The sequence below is a fragment of the Phyllobacterium sp. CCNWLW183 genome, assembly GCF_037203775.1.
Classification (GTDB): Bacteria; Pseudomonadota; Alphaproteobacteria; order Rhizobiales; family Rhizobiaceae; genus Phyllobacterium; species Phyllobacterium ifriqiyense.
In genome coordinates, this window is the sequence record NZ_JBBCBN010000001.1 from 279,020 (window position 1) to 296,472 (window position 17,453).

The 17,453-nt window shown below is 53.1% G+C and carries 14 protein-coding genes; 6 read left to right on the forward strand and 8 right to left on the reverse strand.

Annotated features, from left to right (window positions below; translation table 11 throughout):
* Window positions 1-26: 26 nt before the first annotated feature.
* A complete protein-coding gene (alaS, locus tag V9K95_RS01415; protein WP_336440049.1) occupies window positions 27-2,684 on the reverse strand; it encodes an alanine--tRNA ligase in 2,658 nt (885 codons plus the stop codon).
* Window positions 2,685-2,882: 198 nt separating this feature from the next.
* Entirely contained in the window at window positions 2,883-3,977 is a 1,095-nt protein-coding gene (gene recA / locus V9K95_RS01420; RefSeq protein ID WP_115052980.1) for a recombinase RecA, read from the reverse strand.
* Between the two features lie 319 nt (window positions 3,978-4,296).
* Here recA and V9K95_RS01425 point away from each other — a divergent pair, with 319 nt between their 5' ends.
* Both V9K95_RS01425 and V9K95_RS01430 read left to right on the forward strand, forming a co-directional pair.
* Window positions 4,297-5,247 carry a carbohydrate kinase family protein gene (locus V9K95_RS01425; RefSeq protein WP_336440048.1) on the forward strand — a complete coding sequence of 317 codons (951 nt, stop codon included), beginning with the start codon at window positions 4,297-4,299 and terminating at the stop codon, window positions 5,245-5,247.
* A gap of 10 nt (window positions 5,248-5,257) precedes the next feature.
* On the forward strand, window positions 5,258-6,181 hold the full coding sequence (locus V9K95_RS01430; RefSeq protein ID WP_336440047.1) for a pseudouridine-5'-phosphate glycosidase: 924 nt from the start codon (window positions 5,258-5,260) through the stop codon (window positions 6,179-6,181).
* On the opposite strand, the gene V9K95_RS01435 is transcribed toward V9K95_RS01430, so the two are convergent.
* Entirely contained in the window at window positions 6,171-6,833 is a 663-nt protein-coding gene (locus V9K95_RS01435) for an OmpA family protein (RefSeq protein WP_307285291.1), read from the reverse strand. The two genes, V9K95_RS01430 and V9K95_RS01435, sit on opposite strands and share 11 nt — an antisense overlap.
* Before the next feature lie 187 nt (window positions 6,834-7,020).
* Between V9K95_RS01435 and V9K95_RS01440 the strand changes: the two genes are divergently transcribed.
* Window positions 7,021-7,734: an SDR family oxidoreductase gene (locus tag V9K95_RS01440; RefSeq protein ID WP_336440046.1), complete on the forward strand. Its 714-nt coding sequence runs from the start codon at window positions 7,021-7,023 to the stop codon at window positions 7,732-7,734.
* Here the strand turns inward: V9K95_RS01440 and V9K95_RS01445 are convergent.
* Complete coding sequence (locus V9K95_RS01445) at window positions 7,731-8,426, reverse strand: ArsR/SmtB family transcription factor (protein ID WP_336440045.1); 696 nt, start codon at window positions 8,424-8,426, stop codon at window positions 7,731-7,733. The genes V9K95_RS01440 and V9K95_RS01445 overlap by 4 nt on opposite strands.
* Window positions 8,427-8,618: 192 nt before the next feature.
* Between V9K95_RS01445 and V9K95_RS01450 the strand changes: the two genes are divergently transcribed.
* Together V9K95_RS01450 and V9K95_RS01455 are read left to right on the forward strand one after the other, a co-directional pair.
* On the forward strand, window positions 8,619-8,948 hold the full coding sequence (locus tag V9K95_RS01450; RefSeq protein ID WP_336440044.1) for an NIPSNAP family protein: 330 nt from the start codon (window positions 8,619-8,621) through the stop codon (window positions 8,946-8,948).
* Window positions 8,945-9,292, forward strand: a complete 348-nt coding sequence (locus tag V9K95_RS01455) for an antibiotic biosynthesis monooxygenase family protein (protein WP_336440043.1) — start codon at window positions 8,945-8,947, stop codon at window positions 9,290-9,292. Before V9K95_RS01450 ends, V9K95_RS01455 begins: the two co-directional genes overlap by 4 nt.
* A gap of 395 nt (window positions 9,293-9,687) precedes the next feature.
* Here V9K95_RS01455 and V9K95_RS01460 read toward each other — a convergent pair whose 3' ends face one another.
* From V9K95_RS01460 to V9K95_RS01470, 3 genes are read right to left on the reverse strand one after another with little or no spacing between them, the layout of a single operon-like run.
* On the reverse strand, window positions 9,688-12,132 hold the full coding sequence (locus tag V9K95_RS01460) for a GcvT family protein (protein ID WP_336440042.1): 2,445 nt from the start codon (window positions 12,130-12,132) through the stop codon (window positions 9,688-9,690).
* Entirely contained in the window at window positions 12,129-14,576 is a 2,448-nt protein-coding gene (locus tag V9K95_RS01465; protein ID WP_336440041.1) for a GcvT family protein, read from the reverse strand. Before V9K95_RS01465 ends, V9K95_RS01460 begins: the two co-directional genes overlap by 4 nt.
* A gap of 28 nt (window positions 14,577-14,604) precedes the next feature.
* On the reverse strand, window positions 14,605-15,837 hold the full coding sequence (locus V9K95_RS01470; protein ID WP_115052971.1) for an aromatic ring-hydroxylating oxygenase subunit alpha: 1,233 nt from the start codon (window positions 15,835-15,837) through the stop codon (window positions 14,605-14,607).
* A 151-nt stretch (window positions 15,838-15,988) separates the two neighbouring features.
* Here V9K95_RS01470 and V9K95_RS01475 point away from each other — a divergent pair, with 151 nt between their 5' ends.
* On the forward strand, window positions 15,989-16,897 hold the full coding sequence (locus tag V9K95_RS01475) for a LysR substrate-binding domain-containing protein (RefSeq protein ID WP_336440040.1): 909 nt from the start codon (window positions 15,989-15,991) through the stop codon (window positions 16,895-16,897).
* Here V9K95_RS01475 and V9K95_RS01480 read toward each other — a convergent pair.
* The gene (locus V9K95_RS01480; protein ID WP_307285313.1) at window positions 16,884-17,375 is read right to left on the reverse strand and encodes a thioesterase family protein; all 492 of its coding nucleotides are present in this window, start codon (window positions 17,373-17,375) and stop codon (window positions 16,884-16,886) included. The two genes, V9K95_RS01475 and V9K95_RS01480, sit on opposite strands and share 14 nt — an antisense overlap.
* Window positions 17,376-17,453: the final 78 nt, after the last annotated feature.

The window sequence follows — 17,453 nt, forward strand, 5'->3', positions numbered from 1 at the left end:
CTTACGCTCGGGTAGGAGTACGAAAATTAAGTCAGCAAAGCTTGACGAACCGCAGAGACTGCCTCTTCCGCCTTTGCCCCATCGGGACCGCCGGCCTGCGCCATGTCCGGGCGACCGCCCCCGCCAGCACCGCCCAGCGCCGCAGATGCAATGCGGACGAGTTCGACAGCGCTGTACTTCCCGAGCAGATCGTCGGTAACGCCAACCACAGCGCTTGCCTTTCCATCGTCCGAGACGCCAACAAAAGCGACAATGCCAGAGCCAACTGTTTTCTTGGCATCATCTGCCAATGGCTTGAGGTCGCGTGGATTGACACCGGAAACCACTTTACCAAGGAAACCCACGCCATTGATGGTTTCAGACTTGGCACCGGCAGATGCTGCGCCTCCCAAAGCGAGCTGTTTGCGCGCTTCGGTAAGTTCGCGTTCAAGCTTGCGCCGTTCGTCGATGAGTGCCGTTACACGAGACAATGCGTCTGCGGGCGATGATTTGAGTGCGCCCGCAATTGCCTTTACCCGGTCATCCTGCTCTTCGAGATAACGGCGGGCAGCTTCGCCCGTCAACGCTTCCATGCGACGAACACCAGCTGCCACCGCGCTTTCAGAAACAACGCGAATAAGACCAATATCGCCCGTTGCGCGCACATGCGTGCCGCCGCAAAGCTCTGTGGAATAACTTTTTCCGGCCTTTTCTCCGTGAAGCGCAGTGCCCATCGAAACGACACGCACCTCGTCTCCGTATTTTTCTCCGAACAATGCCATTGCGCCTTCGGCAATTGCATCATCAACCGCCATCAGCCGCGTTGAAACGGGCGCGTTCTGCAAAACAATTTCATTGGCAAGATCTTCAATCGCCGCAAGTTCCTTGTCGGAAATCGGCTTGGGATGTGAGAAGTCGAAACGCAGGCGATCAGGCGCAACAAGTGATCCCTTCTGCGCCACATGGGTTCCTAATGTTTCGCGCAAAGCCTCATGCAACAAATGCGTTGCCGAGTGGTTGGAGCGAATGCGGCTGCGACGAGCGCTATCCACGACAAGCTCAACCGCCGCATCCACTTTTACTGTGCCCTTGGTGACTGTGCCAATATGAACGAACACGCCATCATTTTTCTTCTGCGTATCGCTGATGGCGATGCTGAAGCCTTCACCGGTAATTACGCCCGTATCGCCCTGCTGACCGCCGGACTCGCCATAAAATGGTGTTTGATTGACCACAACAGATACGGATTGCCCTTCGCCGGCACTGTCGACCGTTTTGCCGTTTTGAACCAATGCGGTGACAACGCCTTCGGCTTTCTCCGTCTCATAGCCGAGAAATTCCGTCGAGCCCACCTTGTCTCGAACCGAGAACCACACAGTTTCGGTAGCAGCGTCACCGGAACCTGACCAATGCGCGCGCGCTTCAGCCTTCTGCCGCTCCATGGCAGCGGAGAACCCATCGGTATCGACATTGATGCCGCGCTGACGCAAAGCATCCTGCGTCAAATCAAGCGGAAAGCCAAAAGTGTCATATAGCTTGAATGCGGTTTCGCCATCCAGGCTGTCGCCCTCACCCAAAGATTCCGTTGCATCGCCCAAAAGTCCAAGACCACGCTCCAATGTCTTGCGGAAGCGTGTTTCCTCTAATTTGAGCGTTTCCGAAATCAACGACTCTGCACGAACAAGCTCCGGATAGGCCTGCCCCATTTCGCGCACCAAAGCCGGAAGCAAACGCCACATCAGCGGATCGCGGGCGCCGAGCAATTGCGCATGGCGCATGGCGCGACGCATTATGCGGCGAAGCACATAGCCACGGCCTTCGTTGGATGGCAGCACGCCATCGGCAATAAGGAAGCTTGCCGAGCGCAGATGATCAGCGATCACACGATGACTGGCGCGAAACTTACCTTCGGCTTTCACGCCGGTTGCATCTTCCGATGCCCGGATCAGCGCACGAAACAGATCAATATCATAATTGTCATGCTCGTTCTGAAGCACGGCAGCAAGGCGTTCAAGCCCCATTCCGGTATCAATAGAGGGACGTGGCAGCTCTATCCGCTCTTCCTTGGTCAATTGTTCGAACTGCATGAAGACCAGATTCCAGATCTCGATAAAGCGATCTCCGTCCTCATTTGCGCTACCGGGAGGACCGCCCCAAATATCCTCGCCATGATCGTAGAATATTTCAGAGCAAGGCCCACAAGGTCCGGTATCGCCCATGGCCCAGAAATTATCACTGGTTGCAATGCGAATGATCCGGTCATCCGAAAGGCCTGCGATTTTTTTCCAGTATTCCGCAGCAGCGTCGTCCGTATGATAGACGGTCACAAGCAATTTGTCCTTGTCCAGGCCAAACTCCTTGGTGATCAAATTCCAGGCGAGAGAAATCGCTTCTTCCTTGAAGTAATCGCCAAAGGAAAAATTGCCCAGCATTTCGAAGAAGGTATGATGACGGGCAGTATAGCCGACATTGTCAAGATCATTATGCTTGCCGCCTGCTCGCACGCATTTTTGCGAAGTCGTCGCGCGGTTATAGGGGCGCTGCTCAACACCTGTGAAAACATTCTTGAACTGGACCATTCCGGCATTGGTAAACATCAGCGTCGGATCATTGCGAGGCACAAGCGGGCTCGACGCGACAATCTCATGGCCGTTCTTCTTAAAATAGTTCAGAAATGTCGACCGTATCTCGTTGACGCCACTCATAATTCTCAGCCTCTGATCCTGTATATCCAATGCGGATTCACTACTTCCCCAAAATGAAGGGATAGAACGAAACGCTTGTAGCGATGCGTTCTGCCGCTGTCCAGAAAATCCCTCTTCCCGCGGCAATGGATTACAAAAAACCCGCAACCGTGAAGGTGTGCGGGTTTTTGCAACTATCAAATAACGCTGTTTATCGGCTTAGCCTTCAGCAGCATCCAAATTGTCATCATCCTCAATATCATTCGGACCCTTGTCGAGCATCTGCTCGGAGATCAATCCCGCATTCTGGCGGATTGCAAGTTCGATCTCATTGGCCAGATCGGGATTTTCCTTCAAGAACAATTTGGCATTGTCTCGGCCCTGACCGAGGCGCTGCGAATTATAGGAGAACCAGGATCCAGACTTTTCGACCAGTCCAGCCTTGACACCAAGATCAACAAGTTCACCCGTCTTCGAAACACCTTCACCATACATGATATCGAATTCAACCTGCTTGAAGGGCGGAGCAAGCTTGTTCTTGACCACTTTTACACGAGTCTGATTGCCCACGACTTCATCACGCTCTTTTAGCGAACCGATGCGCCGAATATCAAGGCGAACCGAAGCGTAGAATTTAAGCGCATTGCCGCCAGTCGTTGTTTCGGGCGAGCCAAACATCACGCCGATCTTCATGCGGATCTGGTTGATGAAAATGACCATGCAGTTGGAACGTGAAATCGAAGCTGTCAGCTTGCGCAGTGCCTGACTCATCAACCGAGCCTGCAAGCCTGGCAGGCTATCGCCCATTTCGCCTTCAATTTCGGCACGTGGTGTCAGTGCAGCAACAGAGTCGATAACCAAAACATCGATTGCGCCAGAACGAACCAGCGTATCGGTGATTTCAAGCGCCTGCTCCCCCGTATCGGGCTGGGAGATCAGCAAATTCTCCAGATCAACGCCGAGCTTGCGTGCATAGACCGGATCAAGCGCGTGTTCCGCATCGACAAAGGCGCAAATCCCGCCCTTCTTCTGCGCTTCTGCAATTGTATGCAGTGCGAGCGTCGTCTTACCAGAACTTTCCGGTCCATAAATTTCTACGATACGTCCCTTGGGAAGACCGCCAACACCGAGCGCAATGTCGAGCGACAATGAACCGGTAGGCACAGTTTCAATCTCAACGACCTGCTCGTTGCGCCCCAGCCGCATAATCGACCCCTTACCAAAGGATCTTTCAATCTGCGACAATGCCGCATCAAGCGCTTTAGTTTTATCCACCGAATTACCCTCAACCAACCGCAAAGAATTCTGAGCCATGTTACACTACCCCTGTGATATGCATGAAGTCCGGATGTTCCTGTTTGTGAACTTATTTGTATCTGCTTTGTTCTTATTTTGCAATAGCGCTATGTAGCTGAAATTAATATAGAAATCAATTTTGTTCCCATAATGTTCTTGTCATGACTGCCACCGCCGTCCACATTTTGTTTTGACCTGTTTTACCAAGCACCGGGGTTAAGATCGCTCGATGTGGTCGAATCGCTCTCATTGTTGCGTCGGGCGATTCCGCGGTCTAGAGAAAGAGGAACGCGATCAACGTCGCAACCTTCAGTTTTATCCAGGCAAGTTTTCAACCATGGCCACATATATTAAACCGCTGCTCTTTGCTGTCGGCGGTGCTCATCTCGACCGGCGGGGCCAAAGCACAGTACCTTTTGTTCCTGGAGCCTCCAATCCCGGAATTATGCGCGAAGAAGCCGGCGGCGGTGTTTTCAACGCCCTCAGGCTAGCGGTGCAGCGCGGCATTTCAGCTGATATTCTTTCGGTGCGGGGTGCGGATCCTGCCGGGGATGCGGTGGCATTGGCAATGGAATTGGCAGGCATAAAGGACAGTTCTGTCGTGTTTATGGATCGGCCCACGCCAAGCTATACGGCTATCCTCGATGAAAACGGCGACGTGGTTGCTGCCATCGCCGATATGGCGCTTTACGAACTTGCGCTGCCAAAGCAATTGCGCCGTCGCAAGGTGCGTGATGCCATCTCATCCGCCAATGCGATATTCTGTGATGCCAACCTGCCGCCGGAAGGGTTAAAGCGCCTTGCCGAGCTGGCCGGCAGTCTGCCAATCTTCGCCTTGGCGATTTCCCCTGCAAAGTCTCTCCGCTTGCGCCCTGTCTTTCCCGAACTTGCTTGCCTTTTCATGAACCGGCGCGAGGCTTTGGCTCTTTCGGACCTGGAGCAAGATGCCTCACTTACTCAAATTCATGCCGCTTTACGCGATCAGGGGCTTCGTAGCGCAATTATAACCAATGGAGGTAACGCCGCGCTCGCCTTTAACAGCGATGACGTCTTTACGATCCAGCCGCCGGAGGTTCCCGGTATTGCAGATGTAACGGGCGCCGGTGATGCAGTAGCAGGAGGCACCATTGCTGCACTCATGCGCGGCGAGCCATTTGAGCAGGCGTGCCGCGAAGGAATGGCCGCATCCTTGCTGACGCTACAGGTCCACTCAGCCAGCCCCAAATTTTCACAACACGAATTCGACCAAGCGCTTGCGTGCATCCCCGCCGCAAATCCGCTCGCATAAGGAAGCGATAATGACAATGAACCTGAACCAATACACGGACATCTCCAGTGATGTGGAAAACGCTCTCGCGGCAGGAAAGCCTGTAGTTGCCCTTGAAAGCACAATAATTACGCATGGTATGCCCTATCCAGACAATAGCCGCATGGCAGCCGATGTGGAGGCCATCATCACGCAGGAAGGTGCTGTTCCCGCTACAATCGCTATCGTCGATGGGAGATTGAAAATTGGTCTTTCCATTGAAGAGCGCGAAGCACTTGCGCAAGTGAAGGGAGCGATGAAACTCTCCCGAGCCGATTTGGCATTTGCGCTGTCCGAAGGCCGCACCGGGGGAACAACCGTTGCAGCTACAATGCTCGCCGCTCATCTTGCTGGTATCAAGGTTTTTGCCACCGGAGGTATCGGGGGTGTCCACAAGGGTGCAGAAACCAGCTTTGACATATCTGCGGATCTGGAAGAGCTTGGCCGCACGCCCGTTATCGTCGTGTCGGCAGGCGCGAAGGCAATTCTGGATATTGAGAAAACGCTCGAAGTGCTTGAAACAAAAGGCGTGCCGGTAATCGTCTATGGTTCAGATACAATGCCGGCATTCTGGTCGCGGCAATCCCCGCTCAAAGCGCCTCTGCGCCTTGATGCGGCCGAAAACATTGCTGATTTTCAAAAAGCACGTGAAGCCATTGGCGTTGTCGGCGGCATGTTGATTGCCAATCCCATTCCGCAGGCAAGCGAAATTCCTGCAGAAATCATGGCCGGCTACATAAGCGAAGCACTTTCCCGCGCAACAAGAAATGGCATTACCGGTAAAGCCGTAACGCCATTCCTGTTGTCGGAAATACTGACGATAACCAAGGGTGAGAGCCTTGTGGCAAACATCGCGCTTGTAGAGAATAATGCTCGCCTCGCCGCAAAAATCGCGGTGGCGCTCTCTACTCGGTAAGCGGCGAAATCTGAATCTCGACGCGGCGGTTTTGCGCGCGGCCGGACTCGCTGGCATTGCTGGCGACCGGCTCTGTCGGGCCATAGCCACGAACGTCGAAGCGGCGATTGTCGATGCCCTGCTGCGTCAGATAATTGGCAACAGAAAGCGCGCGGCGCTCCGAGAGCAACTGATTGTGTTCCATACTGCCGGTTGAGTCCGTGTGACCCGCAACATCGACAATGGTCCGGTCAAACTTGCGCAAGACAACGGCAACCGACGCCAATGTTGAGAAAAACTCGGGTTTTACCTGGTCGCGATCAATATTGAAGGTGATGGCGGACGGCATATTGAGAATGATGCGATCGCCATTCCGGGTAACGGATACGCCGGTACCTTGCAGCTGCGCGCGCAACTCCGATTCCTGTCGATCCATGTAATTGCCGATAGCACCTCCACCGAGAGCACCAAGACCAGCACCGATCAGCACGGCATTGCGCTGCGCCCGTCCACTGCCACCAACTGCCAGACCGGCAAGAGCACCAGCCGCCGTACCAATCAAAGCACCGCCCGCGGTGTTCGACATTTTCTGCTCGCCCGTATAGGGGTCAGTCGTTGTACAGCCTGCCAGAAACGTCGCCGCAAGACAGGCGATGGCAAATTTCTTAATCATGGAATCAGTCCCCGTTGAATATGGCAGCGAATATACAATTGATTTAGGCGAAAAAACGCCAACGAATTCCCTTGGCCTGTCCTGTCAATCGTTCAATATATTTGAGCGAAGTATGGCCTGAAATTCATTTGCTTCAATGGCGTTGATCGAACATGCTCTGCCAGTTCAATAAATCAAGGCAGATACGATGACCGATAAAACACAAGCTCCCGTCGCAATCATAACTGGCGGAGGGCGCGGCATGGGCGCCGCCACAGCTCGGGAATTGCACGATCGCGGTTACAGGCTTGGCTTGATGTCTCCATCGGGCAGCGCTGTTGAACTGGCTGCCGAGCTTGGGGGCATCGGTATCAAGGGTTCGGCTGGCGAGGTCAGCGATCTGGAGCAACTCGTGAATAAAACCGTCGAGGCCTATGGACGTGTGGATGCGGTCGTCAACCACACCGGCCATCCGCCGAAGGGCGATTTGATCGACATAACCGATGAAAAGTGGGTTGCTGGCAATGATCTGATGGTTCTGAGCGTTGTTCGCATGGCGCGGCTTGTAACGCCTTATATGCTCAAGCAAGGCAAAGGTGCCTGGGTGAATATTACCACCTTTGCAGCATTTGAGCCAAGCTTGGTATTCCCTGTGTCCTGCGCGTATCGGGCTGCTGTCGGCGCATATACCAAGCTTTATGCTGATCGTTATGGCGCAAATAACATCCGTATGAATGCGCTTTTACCCGGTTTTATCGATAGTTTGGATCACAAGCCAGGCACCGGAGACAATGTGCCGATGAAACGGGTCGGCACAATGAATGAAATCGCAAAAACCGCAGCTTTCCTGCTTTCAGACGATGCAGGTTATATCACCGGCCAAAACATTCGCGTCGATGGCGGTATCACAAGGCATGTCTAGGCGAGGTTAACGCCAAAGGTCGCGCGTAGCTGTCGCTGCCCATTGGGGGTTATCGAGACAGCACGCGTGCCTTCTATGCGCCTGATCCAACCTTGATCGAAACAGTGGCTGCATAAAGCGGCACCAATAGCGCCTGCGAGATGGGGCCTGCGCTCGCTCCAATCCAGGCATGGCCGGCAAAGAATACGGCTGCTCTTTGCCGTAATCGTTTCAACATTTATTCCCGCGCTTTCAAACAGCTTGATTCCGCTCAATGTCACCTCGCCTGCATCGATTCCAAGATCAATATGACCGGCATCGATCAACGTATCTGCAATGGACACGCCAAGATGTCCCGCCAGGTGGTCGTAGCATGTGCGCCCTGCCCGCAATGCTGCATCACGAGGCCCGGTTCTGACCGACTTGCCGCATGCGGCAGGTGCGGCCAGTCGCATGATGCTTTCAATCATCTGCGCCACTGCCGGGGAAGCAAGGCGATGATAGCGGTGACGGCCCTGTTTTTCGACCTGTAACAGGCCCGCTTCCGTCATGCGCATCAAATGACTGCTTGCAGTCTGCGCTGTAACCCCGGCCAACTGCGCTAATTCAGATGCGGTCAACGCACGCCCGTCCATAAGGCCGGTGAGCATGCTGGCGCGCCCCGGATCTCCGGCAAGGGCTGCTATTTCTGCAAATCGTGCATTGTTGGGCATGGTGCGGTTCCGTGTTGTCACTTGGGAGACATTGAGCGAAGCAAGGCCATGTTGCTTCGGAAATGGTCGAACTATCAAGACGCATCGCAAAGTCTCCTGACAGGTTCAAAAGGCTGCAACACTTCGATCATCCTCGAAGCATCAATAGTTCTGCACGCTCATAGTGAAGACAGTCACAAAGGAGCAACGAAAATGCCTATCACCTGTATCATCCAATATGAGATAGACCCGTTTCAGAAAGATGCATTTGAGGAATATGCCCGCAATTGGAATGAAGCGATTCCTCGCTGCGGAGCCGACCTGATCGGCTATTATGCACCACATGAAGGGTCATCTACGCTGGCCTATGGGGTATATAATATTGAAAATCTCGCCGCATATGAAGAATATCGTTCCCGGCTTATGGCCGATCCGGTTGGGCGAGCAAATTATGAATTCGCAAGGGAAAAACGCTTTATTCGCCGCGAGGATCGAACCTTTCTGCGTCGTGTGACCAGTACGAATGGAGGATTAGTCAAATGATAGCGGTGATTTTCGAAGTCGAGCCAGCAGAGGGACGCGGCAAAGACTATTTTGAGCGGGCCGCAAATCTGCGGCCAATACTCGAAACAATGGATGGATTTATTTCCGTGGAAAGGTTTCGCAGCCTATCGGATGAAAACCGCTATCTGTCACTGTCATTCTGGCGCGACGAGGAATCAGTTGCGGCTTGGCGCAACACCGAAGAACATCGAATGGCCCAAAGTGATGGCAGAGCCGGAATCTTTGCTGATTATCGGCTGAGGATCGCGTCCGTTATGCGCGACTATGGATTGCGTGCCCGTGATGAGGCTCCGCCTGATGCGAGAGTATATCATCACGCCTGAACGCTGGATCCGTGATTGCGTTGTGCGCAAGCGGGTCCAGGACCACGCATATAATGGCGCTCTGGCCGATAGCTTGGAACAACAAATTCACGGACGATACGAAGCGTATCGCGCAGCTGGAAAATCATCGTCATTGTCGTGTGCCTTGGTTCATGCTCATGCTCACCGGACAAAGCCGGATAGCGATCAATTAGCTAAAACTTAACTTAAAAAGATGAACGGCTCCTGAACGCATTTGGTTAAAATCATCTGAATTCATGAAAAATTAGCTTTAACCAGTAAGGCAAACTGCAGCGCAACGGGCTGAATTATGCCCGTTTTGCTGGATTTTCAGGCAAGTAACAAACGTCTTCGGTTAAGCTTTTCCAAACGCGAAACTGCCCCTATTCGTTAATTTACATTCGCACCCGTTCTGCCTTCGGATCATAGATCGGCTTCAACGAAGCCTCCGCCTTGACGCGCGTTCCGGCAATTTCGATTTCATAGGAGGAAGCCAATATTTGATCGGCAGTCTCACCCTTTGCGGGGACGTAACCGAGGCCGACTGCTCCACCAACATGATGCCCATAATTGCCCGATGTAATCGTCCCGACTATCGCGCCGTCGCGTATGATTGCCTCGTTGTGAAACAGCAATGGTTCTGAATCACTGAGGCGAAACTGCACAAGCCGCCGGTCAAGCCCGACCTCCTTCTTCTTCAACACAGCATCACGACCGATGAAGCCTCCCTTGTCGACCTTTACCGCAAAGCCCAATCCTGCTTCCAAAATGTGATCTTCATCGGTGATGTCGTGGCCGAAATGCCTGAAGGCTTTCTCGATACGGCAAGAATCAAGCGTATGCAGCCCACAGAGCTTTAAACCGAGTTCTCGCCCTGCCTCTTCGATCTGCTCGAAAACATGTGCCGTCTGATCGGTCGAGACATATAGCTCCCAGCCAAGTTCCCCGACATAAGTTACGCGGTGTGCACGCGCCAACCCCATGCCAATCTCGATTTCCCGCGCCGTACCGAATGGATTGGCTTCATTGGAAAAATCATTGGGGCTGACTTTCTGGATCAGCTCGCGCGATTTTGGCCCCATGAGGCAAAGCACCGATTCTGCGGCGGTTGCGTCTGTGATGACAACAAACTCGTCCTTGAGATGTTTGCGCATCCATGCCAGATCGCGTTGCAAAGTAGCCCCTGGCACGACGGCCAGAAATGACGTCTCGGAAAGCCGCGTGACTGTCAGGTCGCTTTCAATCCCTCCGCGATTATTGAGCATTTGCGTGTAGACGATGCGACCGGCTTCCACATCAAGCTGGTTGGCACAAAGCTTTTGCAGAAATGCAAGCGCATCGCGGCCCTCGATGCGGATTTTACCGAATGACGTCATATCGAACAGACCGACGCCGTTGCGTACGGCCAAATGTTCATCGCGCTGGTTATCAAACCAGTTTTGCCGCTTCCACGAATAGCGATACTCGCGCTCCTGCCCTTCTTTGGCAAACCAGTTCGCCCGTTCCCAACCTGCTACCTCGCCGAAAACCGCGCCTCGCGCCTTGAGATGCTCATGGATTGGAGAGCGACGAATATTGCGCGATGTTGCCATCTGGCGATATGGAAAATGATCGGCGTAGAGCAGCCCAAGCGTTTCAGAAACGCGCTCTTTCAGATAGCGTCGGTTTTTCTGGAATGGTTGCGCGCGGCGAATATCAACCTCCCAAAGATCGAATGGCGCCTCGCCATCATGTATCCATTGCGCAAGCGCCATTCCAGCACCGCCCGAAGATACAATGCCGATCGAGTTGTAACCCGCTGCAACCCAATAACCGCCCAATTCCGGCGCTTCACCAAGATAATACCGATCATCAGGCGTGAAGCTTTCTGGGCCGTTGAAAAACGTATGAATGCCAGCAGTGCCGAGCATCGGCATTCGGTTGACACCCATTTCGAGGATGGGTTCAAAATGCTCAAAGTCTTCCGGCAACTGGTCAAAGCAGAAATCTTCAGAAATGCCGTTCATGCCCCATGGCTTGGCAACGGGCTCGAACGCGCCAAGCATCATCTTGCCGGCGTCTTCTTTGTAATAGGCGCATTCGTCCGGGACACGAAGTACAGGCAACCGCCCCAATCCCTCAATCGGCTCGGAAACCAGATAGAAATGCTCGCAGGCATGCAGTGGCACAGTGACGCCGGAACTCGCAGCCAGATCACGCGCCCACATTCCCGCGCAATTGATCACAACATCCGTCTCGATTGTTCCCTGTTCCTCGCCCTTGGCCCAAGACACACCCGCAACCCGGCCATTCTTTTTGAGAACCTCGGTGACCTTCACATTCTCAACAATCTTCGCGCCGCGCTGACGCGCACCTTTCGCCAAGGCCATGGCGATGTTGCCAGGATCACATTGTCCATCCAGCGGCAGATGCACAGCGCCAACTACATCCGCGATATTAAGATGCGGATACATCTCCTTGACTTCATTAGGAGATATTTCCCTAACGTCCACATCAAATGCTCGCGCCAGTGACGCCTGCCGATATATTTCGTGCTTGCGCTCTTCGGTCAATGCGACTGTAATTGATCCGACCTGTCGCATACCGGTGGCGACTTCCGTTTCGGCCTCGAGCTTGACGTAAAGATCGGCGGAATATTTCGCCAGACGCGTCATGTTTTGCGAAGCACGAAGCTGCCCGATCAACCCGGCAGCATGCCATGTCGTGCCGGAAGTCAGCTGTTTGCGTTCGAGAAGGACGATATCCGTCCACCCCAGCTTTGCCAGATGATATGCAACAGAGCAGCCGGAAATACCGCCGCCGATGATAACGGCCCGGGCCTTGGCCGGTAGAGAACTCATGCGCGGATTCTTTCGTTCTTTGGGTCCCAGAGAGGTTCGTCCGGATGGACCATTGCTTTGTATCGTTCGCCAAAGATTTCCACTTCGACTTCGGTTCCAGGTTCAGTCAATTCAGTTTTCAACATGCCGAGGGCAATGGATTTATCAATGCGATGACCCCAGCCACCGGACGTGGTTTCACCCACGATTGACCCATTATGCCAGAGCGTGGACATATAGGGCGCGTCACAATCTCCGGCTTCCACCGTGAGTGTAACAAAGCGTTTCTTCACTCCCTGCTGCTTTTCACTTTCAAGCGCGCTCTTGCCGCGAAATTCTGGCTTCTCCCATTTGATAAAGCGCTCAAGACCGCTTTGCAGGGGCGTATAGTCGGTCGAAAGATCACCCTTCCAAGCGCGATAACCTTTTTCCAGGCGCAATGAATCAAGTGCAAACATGCCGAATGGCTTGATCCCGTATTTCTGGCCGGCTTCCCAAACCGCGTCGAAAATCGCCGCAGTATCATCAATTTTCGTATGAATTTCCCAGCCAAGTTCACCGGCAAAAGACACGCGTACTAATTGGCAATAGCGCCCGGCGATCTGTGTCGTCTGATGCGACAGCCAGGATTTCTCAAGGTCCGCATCGCAAATATCACTGAACAATGCGCGTGCTTTTGGCCCCGTGACGATCTGACAGGAAAAATCATCTGTAACATTGCTGATCGTAATGGCGCTATCTTTTGGAAGATGATTCATCAACCAATCGCGGTCATGCCACTCAGCAACACCCGCAGTAATGAGAAAGAATACATCCTCATCAATGGCCATGATGGACATTTCGGTGACAACGCGGCCCTTGTCATCCGAGAAATATCCGAGTCCAATACGGCCCGGCTTTGGCACAATCCCTGTGACGAGTGTCGTCAACCAGGCGCGCGCACCCTCACCGCTCACTTTAAAACGCGAGAATCCCGGCAGATCGAGAATGCCGACCGCATCGCGAACCGCGTGGCATTCTTCGCGGATGCGCTTTTGCCATGGCCCTTCCCGCGTAAAAGTCTGTGTCGCCTCTTCGGAAATATCGTCGCTGGGTTGCGCATACCAGTTTGCCCGTTCCCAACCATTATATGCGCCGAACTGCGCGCCCAATCCTGCAATACGATCATGGATTGGCGAAAGCTTTTTATTGCGCCCTGCTGGCCAAGTATGACGGGGGAAATGAATGGCATATTCGTGCCCGTAGACTTCCATGCCCTTGGCAACGCAGTAGTCCTTATCCGTAAAGCCGGTAAAGCGGCGTGGATCGCAGGACCACATATCCCACTCGGTAGCGCCCTCCATCACCCATTCTGCGAGAACTTTTCCTGCTCCTCCGGCCTGTGCAATGCCGAATGTAAATACACATGCCTCAAACGCATTAGGAACACCGGGCATAGGTCCGATCAGCGGATTGCCATCTGGAGCATAAGGAATGGGACCATTGATGATTTTCGAAAGCCCCGCTGTTCCAAGGATCGGAACCCGGGCGATCGCATCGTTGAGATACCATTCCAATCGCTCAAGATCATCCGGGAAAAGCTGGAAAGAGAAATCGTCCGGCATTGGATCGTCTGCTGTTGCCCAATGCGCACGGCAATTGCGCTCATAAGGCCCAAGATTCATACCGTTCTTTTCTTGTCGAAGGTAATAAGAGGAATCGACATCGCGGAGAAGCGGTAGCTTTTGGCCATGCTCCCTAGACCATGCTGCAATTTCCGGAATTTCATCAAAGAGCAAATATTGATGGCTCATCACCATCATAGGGACATCGCGCCCAAACAATTTTCCAATTTCTTGCGCGCGATAGCCAGCTGCATTGACTACATATTCGCAGCGAATTTCGCCTTGCGGGGTTATAATGATCCACTCTTCATTTTCGCGCCGCGCGCCTGTAACGGGACAGAACCGAATAATCTTGGCGCCCAAATCACGCGCGCCTTTTGCCAAAGCCTGCGTGAGCTGTGCCGGGTCAATATCTCCATCATTGGGATCGTAAAGTGCACCGGCCAGCTCATGCGTCGCAATGAATGGATAGCGGCCATTGATTTCGTCAACGCCCAGCACGTCAATATCCATTCCTTGATATCGGCCCATGCTCTTGACGCGCTGAAACTCGCGCATGCGCTCCTTGGTGTGAGCAAGGCGCAACGAACCGGTGACATGATAATTCATTGGGTAGTCAACTTCGGCAGCGAGCCCCCGATAAAGCTCGGCTGAATAACGCTGCATATTCATTACGGACCACGAAGCCGAAAATGTGGGTACGTTGCCCGCCGCATGCCAAGTGGAACCTGATGTCAGCTCGTTTTTCTCAAGCAGCACACAATCCGTCCAGCCTGCTTTTGCGAGGTGATAAAGCGAAGAAACACCGACCGCCCCGCCGCCTATGATGACGACGCGCGCCGATGTTGGAAAATCAGACATACATAGTCTCCCGCATTATCATGCTGTTTCAAGCCCGTGCGATTTCATCGAGGTACCACTGGATGTACCGCAACTCGTTATATTCCATTGGTGCGATTGGCCCCGGCACAAAGTAATGCGAACGAACACCCCGCGAGGTATGCTCGATAATCGTCTTGTCTTCGGCGGTGGTTACTTTCCACAACCAGGTAAGCTTTTCGAGATCGTAATCCTTGCCTTCTTCGGCATCGCCTCGCACCAGCCAGATCAACTCCATTTCACACGTATCGACTGTTTTCGGAATGAAGCGATAGATCATGCCATGGTCTGGATAGCAGACCAGAAAGCTCGTGCCTCCAAGGTGGATGGATGTTACCCCGCCATCAAATTGGGTGAAGCGGCCCATTAGCGGACCAACTGGCGATCCATCCTCGCTGCCGCTCGAAACGCCGTCATAAAGCGCATAGCGGAAAGTGTGGATTGCCTCATATCCCTGCGCTGAACTTTGCCAATGATCTCCCGTAGCAATATCTATACCGAGTGCGCAGGTGCGCTGCTCCATACGCGCATTAAGCTCTACGATTTTCTCTGCGGGCTGCTCCAGCGCATGGGTTTGCGAATATTCCGGATGAGCCGGACCGCAATGATAGCATTCGACGTAATTTTCAACGGCCAGCTTCCAGTTGGCATCAACTGGATAGGTCTCCCGATGTGCTACTTTGGCATCCGCCCAGCCATATTGCCCACAAGTCGTGCGCAGTGACTGCTCTACAACTGAAAAATCTAGAGGTTCGTCGGCAAAGCAGATGAAAATCAAACCTTCAGCAACACGCACATGCAATTTTTTCAATCCATGAGCGTTGCGGTCAAAATCTCTCGGCATAAGCCGTGCAGCTCGTAGGCTGCCATCATTGGTATAGGTCCAGGCATGATAGGGGCAGACGAAAAAGCGCGCATTGCCCTTGGATTTTGTGCAAACCTCTGCGCCTCTATGGCGGCAGACATTCAGAAATGCGTGGATGGAACCGTCTTCCGTGCGCGAAACAATGACAGCTTCCGTATCAATCTTGAACAGCTCAAAATCACCGGCATTCGGGATAATGCTGGCATGCCCGATACAATGCCAATGGCGGCGGAACACACGTTCCATATCCCGCGCATAGATATCCGGGTCCATGTAGAAGGCCCGAACGAGACCATGACCCGCTCTATGTTCCGCGATTAGCCGATCAATCTTCTCCAGAGGCGGCGCAATTTCTGCAAATGCCTGTTCTGCACCCATTTTATTCTCCGAAAGCATTGTTCCCGGACGCTTGTTTTCTCAAAGTGCGCGTCTCAGTTTAGAATGATTCCGCATTGCGCAGCATTCAAGCGATGGTTACTCATAAAGACATGAATTATTCTCACCCGTCTCAATGTGAAAGTTTTCACCAATGATGTCCAAGCCAAGAATACCGCCGCTGGGTTCGCTCCGAGCCTTTGAGGCATCAGCGCGGCTTTTGAGCTTTCGGCTTGCAGGTGATGAACTTGGGGTGACGCAGTCTGCGATAAGCCACCGCATTGCAGAGCTTGAAACGATCCTTGGCGTCAAGCTGTTTGAGCGGCTGCCACGCGGCGTTTCGCTCACAGATTCCGGAACGCTGTATTATCCCTATATGCGCGACGCATTCGAAAAGATTGCACGCGGCACGGCACTTATAAACCGTATCGGCACTGCAGACGATCTCGCCATCGAGACCTATGCGACCTTCGCCATTCGCTGGCTCATTCCGCGCTTGACTGACTTTCGGAAGATCAATCCAAATCTTGCCATCCGCATCGGCACAAGCCAACTGGATTGGGAATTGAACATCGATAGTTCTGATATTGGCATTATCCATACCACACGTCCGGAGCGCATGAATCTGCATTATCGCCAATTGGTAAAAGCCCAAATGTGTCCGGTATGCAGTCCGGCAGTTGCTGAGCGCATTACCGGGGATACCGATGCCAAAGCTCTTGGAAAAGTACCCCGCCTGGCACTTTACACTGCGCCGGAGGACTGGGGCACCTGGCTCGATGCTGCTGGTATCACCGACACGGCAAGAACTGATACTTTGAAGTTCGACACCTATCTTGCGGCGTTACAATCGGCGCTCGATGGTCAGGGAGTTGTCGTTGCCCCTGACTTTCTGGTCCAGGAAGATATCAAGGCTGGCAGGCTGGTCGCCCCGTTCTCGTTGAAGGTGCCGCAGCCCGGTGCCTGGTATATGATCTGCCGCAAAGAGCGCGTTGGCGAAGCACGCATAAAAAAGTTCGAGAACTGGCTGGCTGATCAATTCAGCCGCGTCACTTCTTCTTGATGCCTATTGCCCGGCCTACGCGCTCAGGCCTTGGCAATTTCTCGTGTGCCTCTTTGTAAAACTCAAGCTTTGGCAAAACATCGTCTGGAAACGGCACCACTTTTGGACCATTCATATCAACATGCAATGACAGGACTTCCGCGGTCGCCGCCAGCCATCCGTCAACATGAACAATCTCATTATAGGTATGAAGGCGCTTGCCATCGAAATCAATGAGTTGGCTTGTAACCGTGACGAGATGGTCGAGATGAATTTCCTGAACGTAGCAAATATGCACTTCCGCCGTGTATATCGTAAGCCTGCGTGCGGCGGCATATTGGGGCCCAAAGCCCAGCTCGGCCAGAAACTCATCACCACCACGATCAAACACTACATTGTAATAAGCCATGTTCAGATGGCCATTATAGTCAATCCACTCCTTTTCCATGGAGATCGGTGCTGACCTGTATAATTCTCCGGACTGATGATTGATTAGCATCGAGTGCTCCTGACTCTGGAAATTGATGTTTTAGCTTGAAGCATGGATGGGCAATTCATCGCTTTGTCAAAAGCGACT

Coding starts and splice junctions, on each gene's coding strand:
- alaS (WP_336440049.1), bottom strand. CDS start 2,684: ATGAGTGGCGTCAACGAGATACGGTCGACATTTCTGAACTATTTTAAG.
- recA (WP_115052980.1), bottom strand. CDS start 3,977: ATGGCTCAGAATTCTTTGCGGTTGGTTGAGGGTAATTCGGTGGATAAA.
- V9K95_RS01425 (WP_336440048.1), top strand. CDS start 4,297: ATGGCCACATATATTAAACCGCTGCTCTTTGCTGTCGGCGGTGCTCAT.
- V9K95_RS01430 (WP_336440047.1), top strand. CDS start 5,258: ATGACAATGAACCTGAACCAATACACGGACATCTCCAGTGATGTGGAA.
- V9K95_RS01435 (WP_307285291.1), bottom strand. CDS start 6,833: ATGATTAAGAAATTTGCCATCGCCTGTCTTGCGGCGACGTTTCTGGCA.
- V9K95_RS01440 (WP_336440046.1), top strand. CDS start 7,021: ATGACCGATAAAACACAAGCTCCCGTCGCAATCATAACTGGCGGAGGG.
- V9K95_RS01445 (WP_336440045.1), bottom strand. CDS start 8,426: ATGCCCAACAATGCACGATTTGCAGAAATAGCAGCCCTTGCCGGAGAT.
- V9K95_RS01450 (WP_336440044.1), top strand. CDS start 8,619: ATGCCTATCACCTGTATCATCCAATATGAGATAGACCCGTTTCAGAAA.
- V9K95_RS01455 (WP_336440043.1), top strand. CDS start 8,945: ATGATAGCGGTGATTTTCGAAGTCGAGCCAGCAGAGGGACGCGGCAAA.
- V9K95_RS01460 (WP_336440042.1), bottom strand. CDS start 12,132: ATGAGTTCTCTACCGGCCAAGGCCCGGGCCGTTATCATCGGCGGCGGT.
- V9K95_RS01465 (WP_336440041.1), bottom strand. CDS start 14,576: ATGTCTGATTTTCCAACATCGGCGCGCGTCGTCATCATAGGCGGCGGG.
- V9K95_RS01470 (WP_115052971.1), bottom strand. CDS start 15,837: ATGGGTGCAGAACAGGCATTTGCAGAAATTGCGCCGCCTCTGGAGAAG.
- V9K95_RS01475 (WP_336440040.1), top strand. CDS start 15,989: ATGATGTCCAAGCCAAGAATACCGCCGCTGGGTTCGCTCCGAGCCTTT.
- V9K95_RS01480 (WP_307285313.1), bottom strand. CDS start 17,375: ATGCTAATCAATCATCAGTCCGGAGAATTATACAGGTCAGCACCGATC.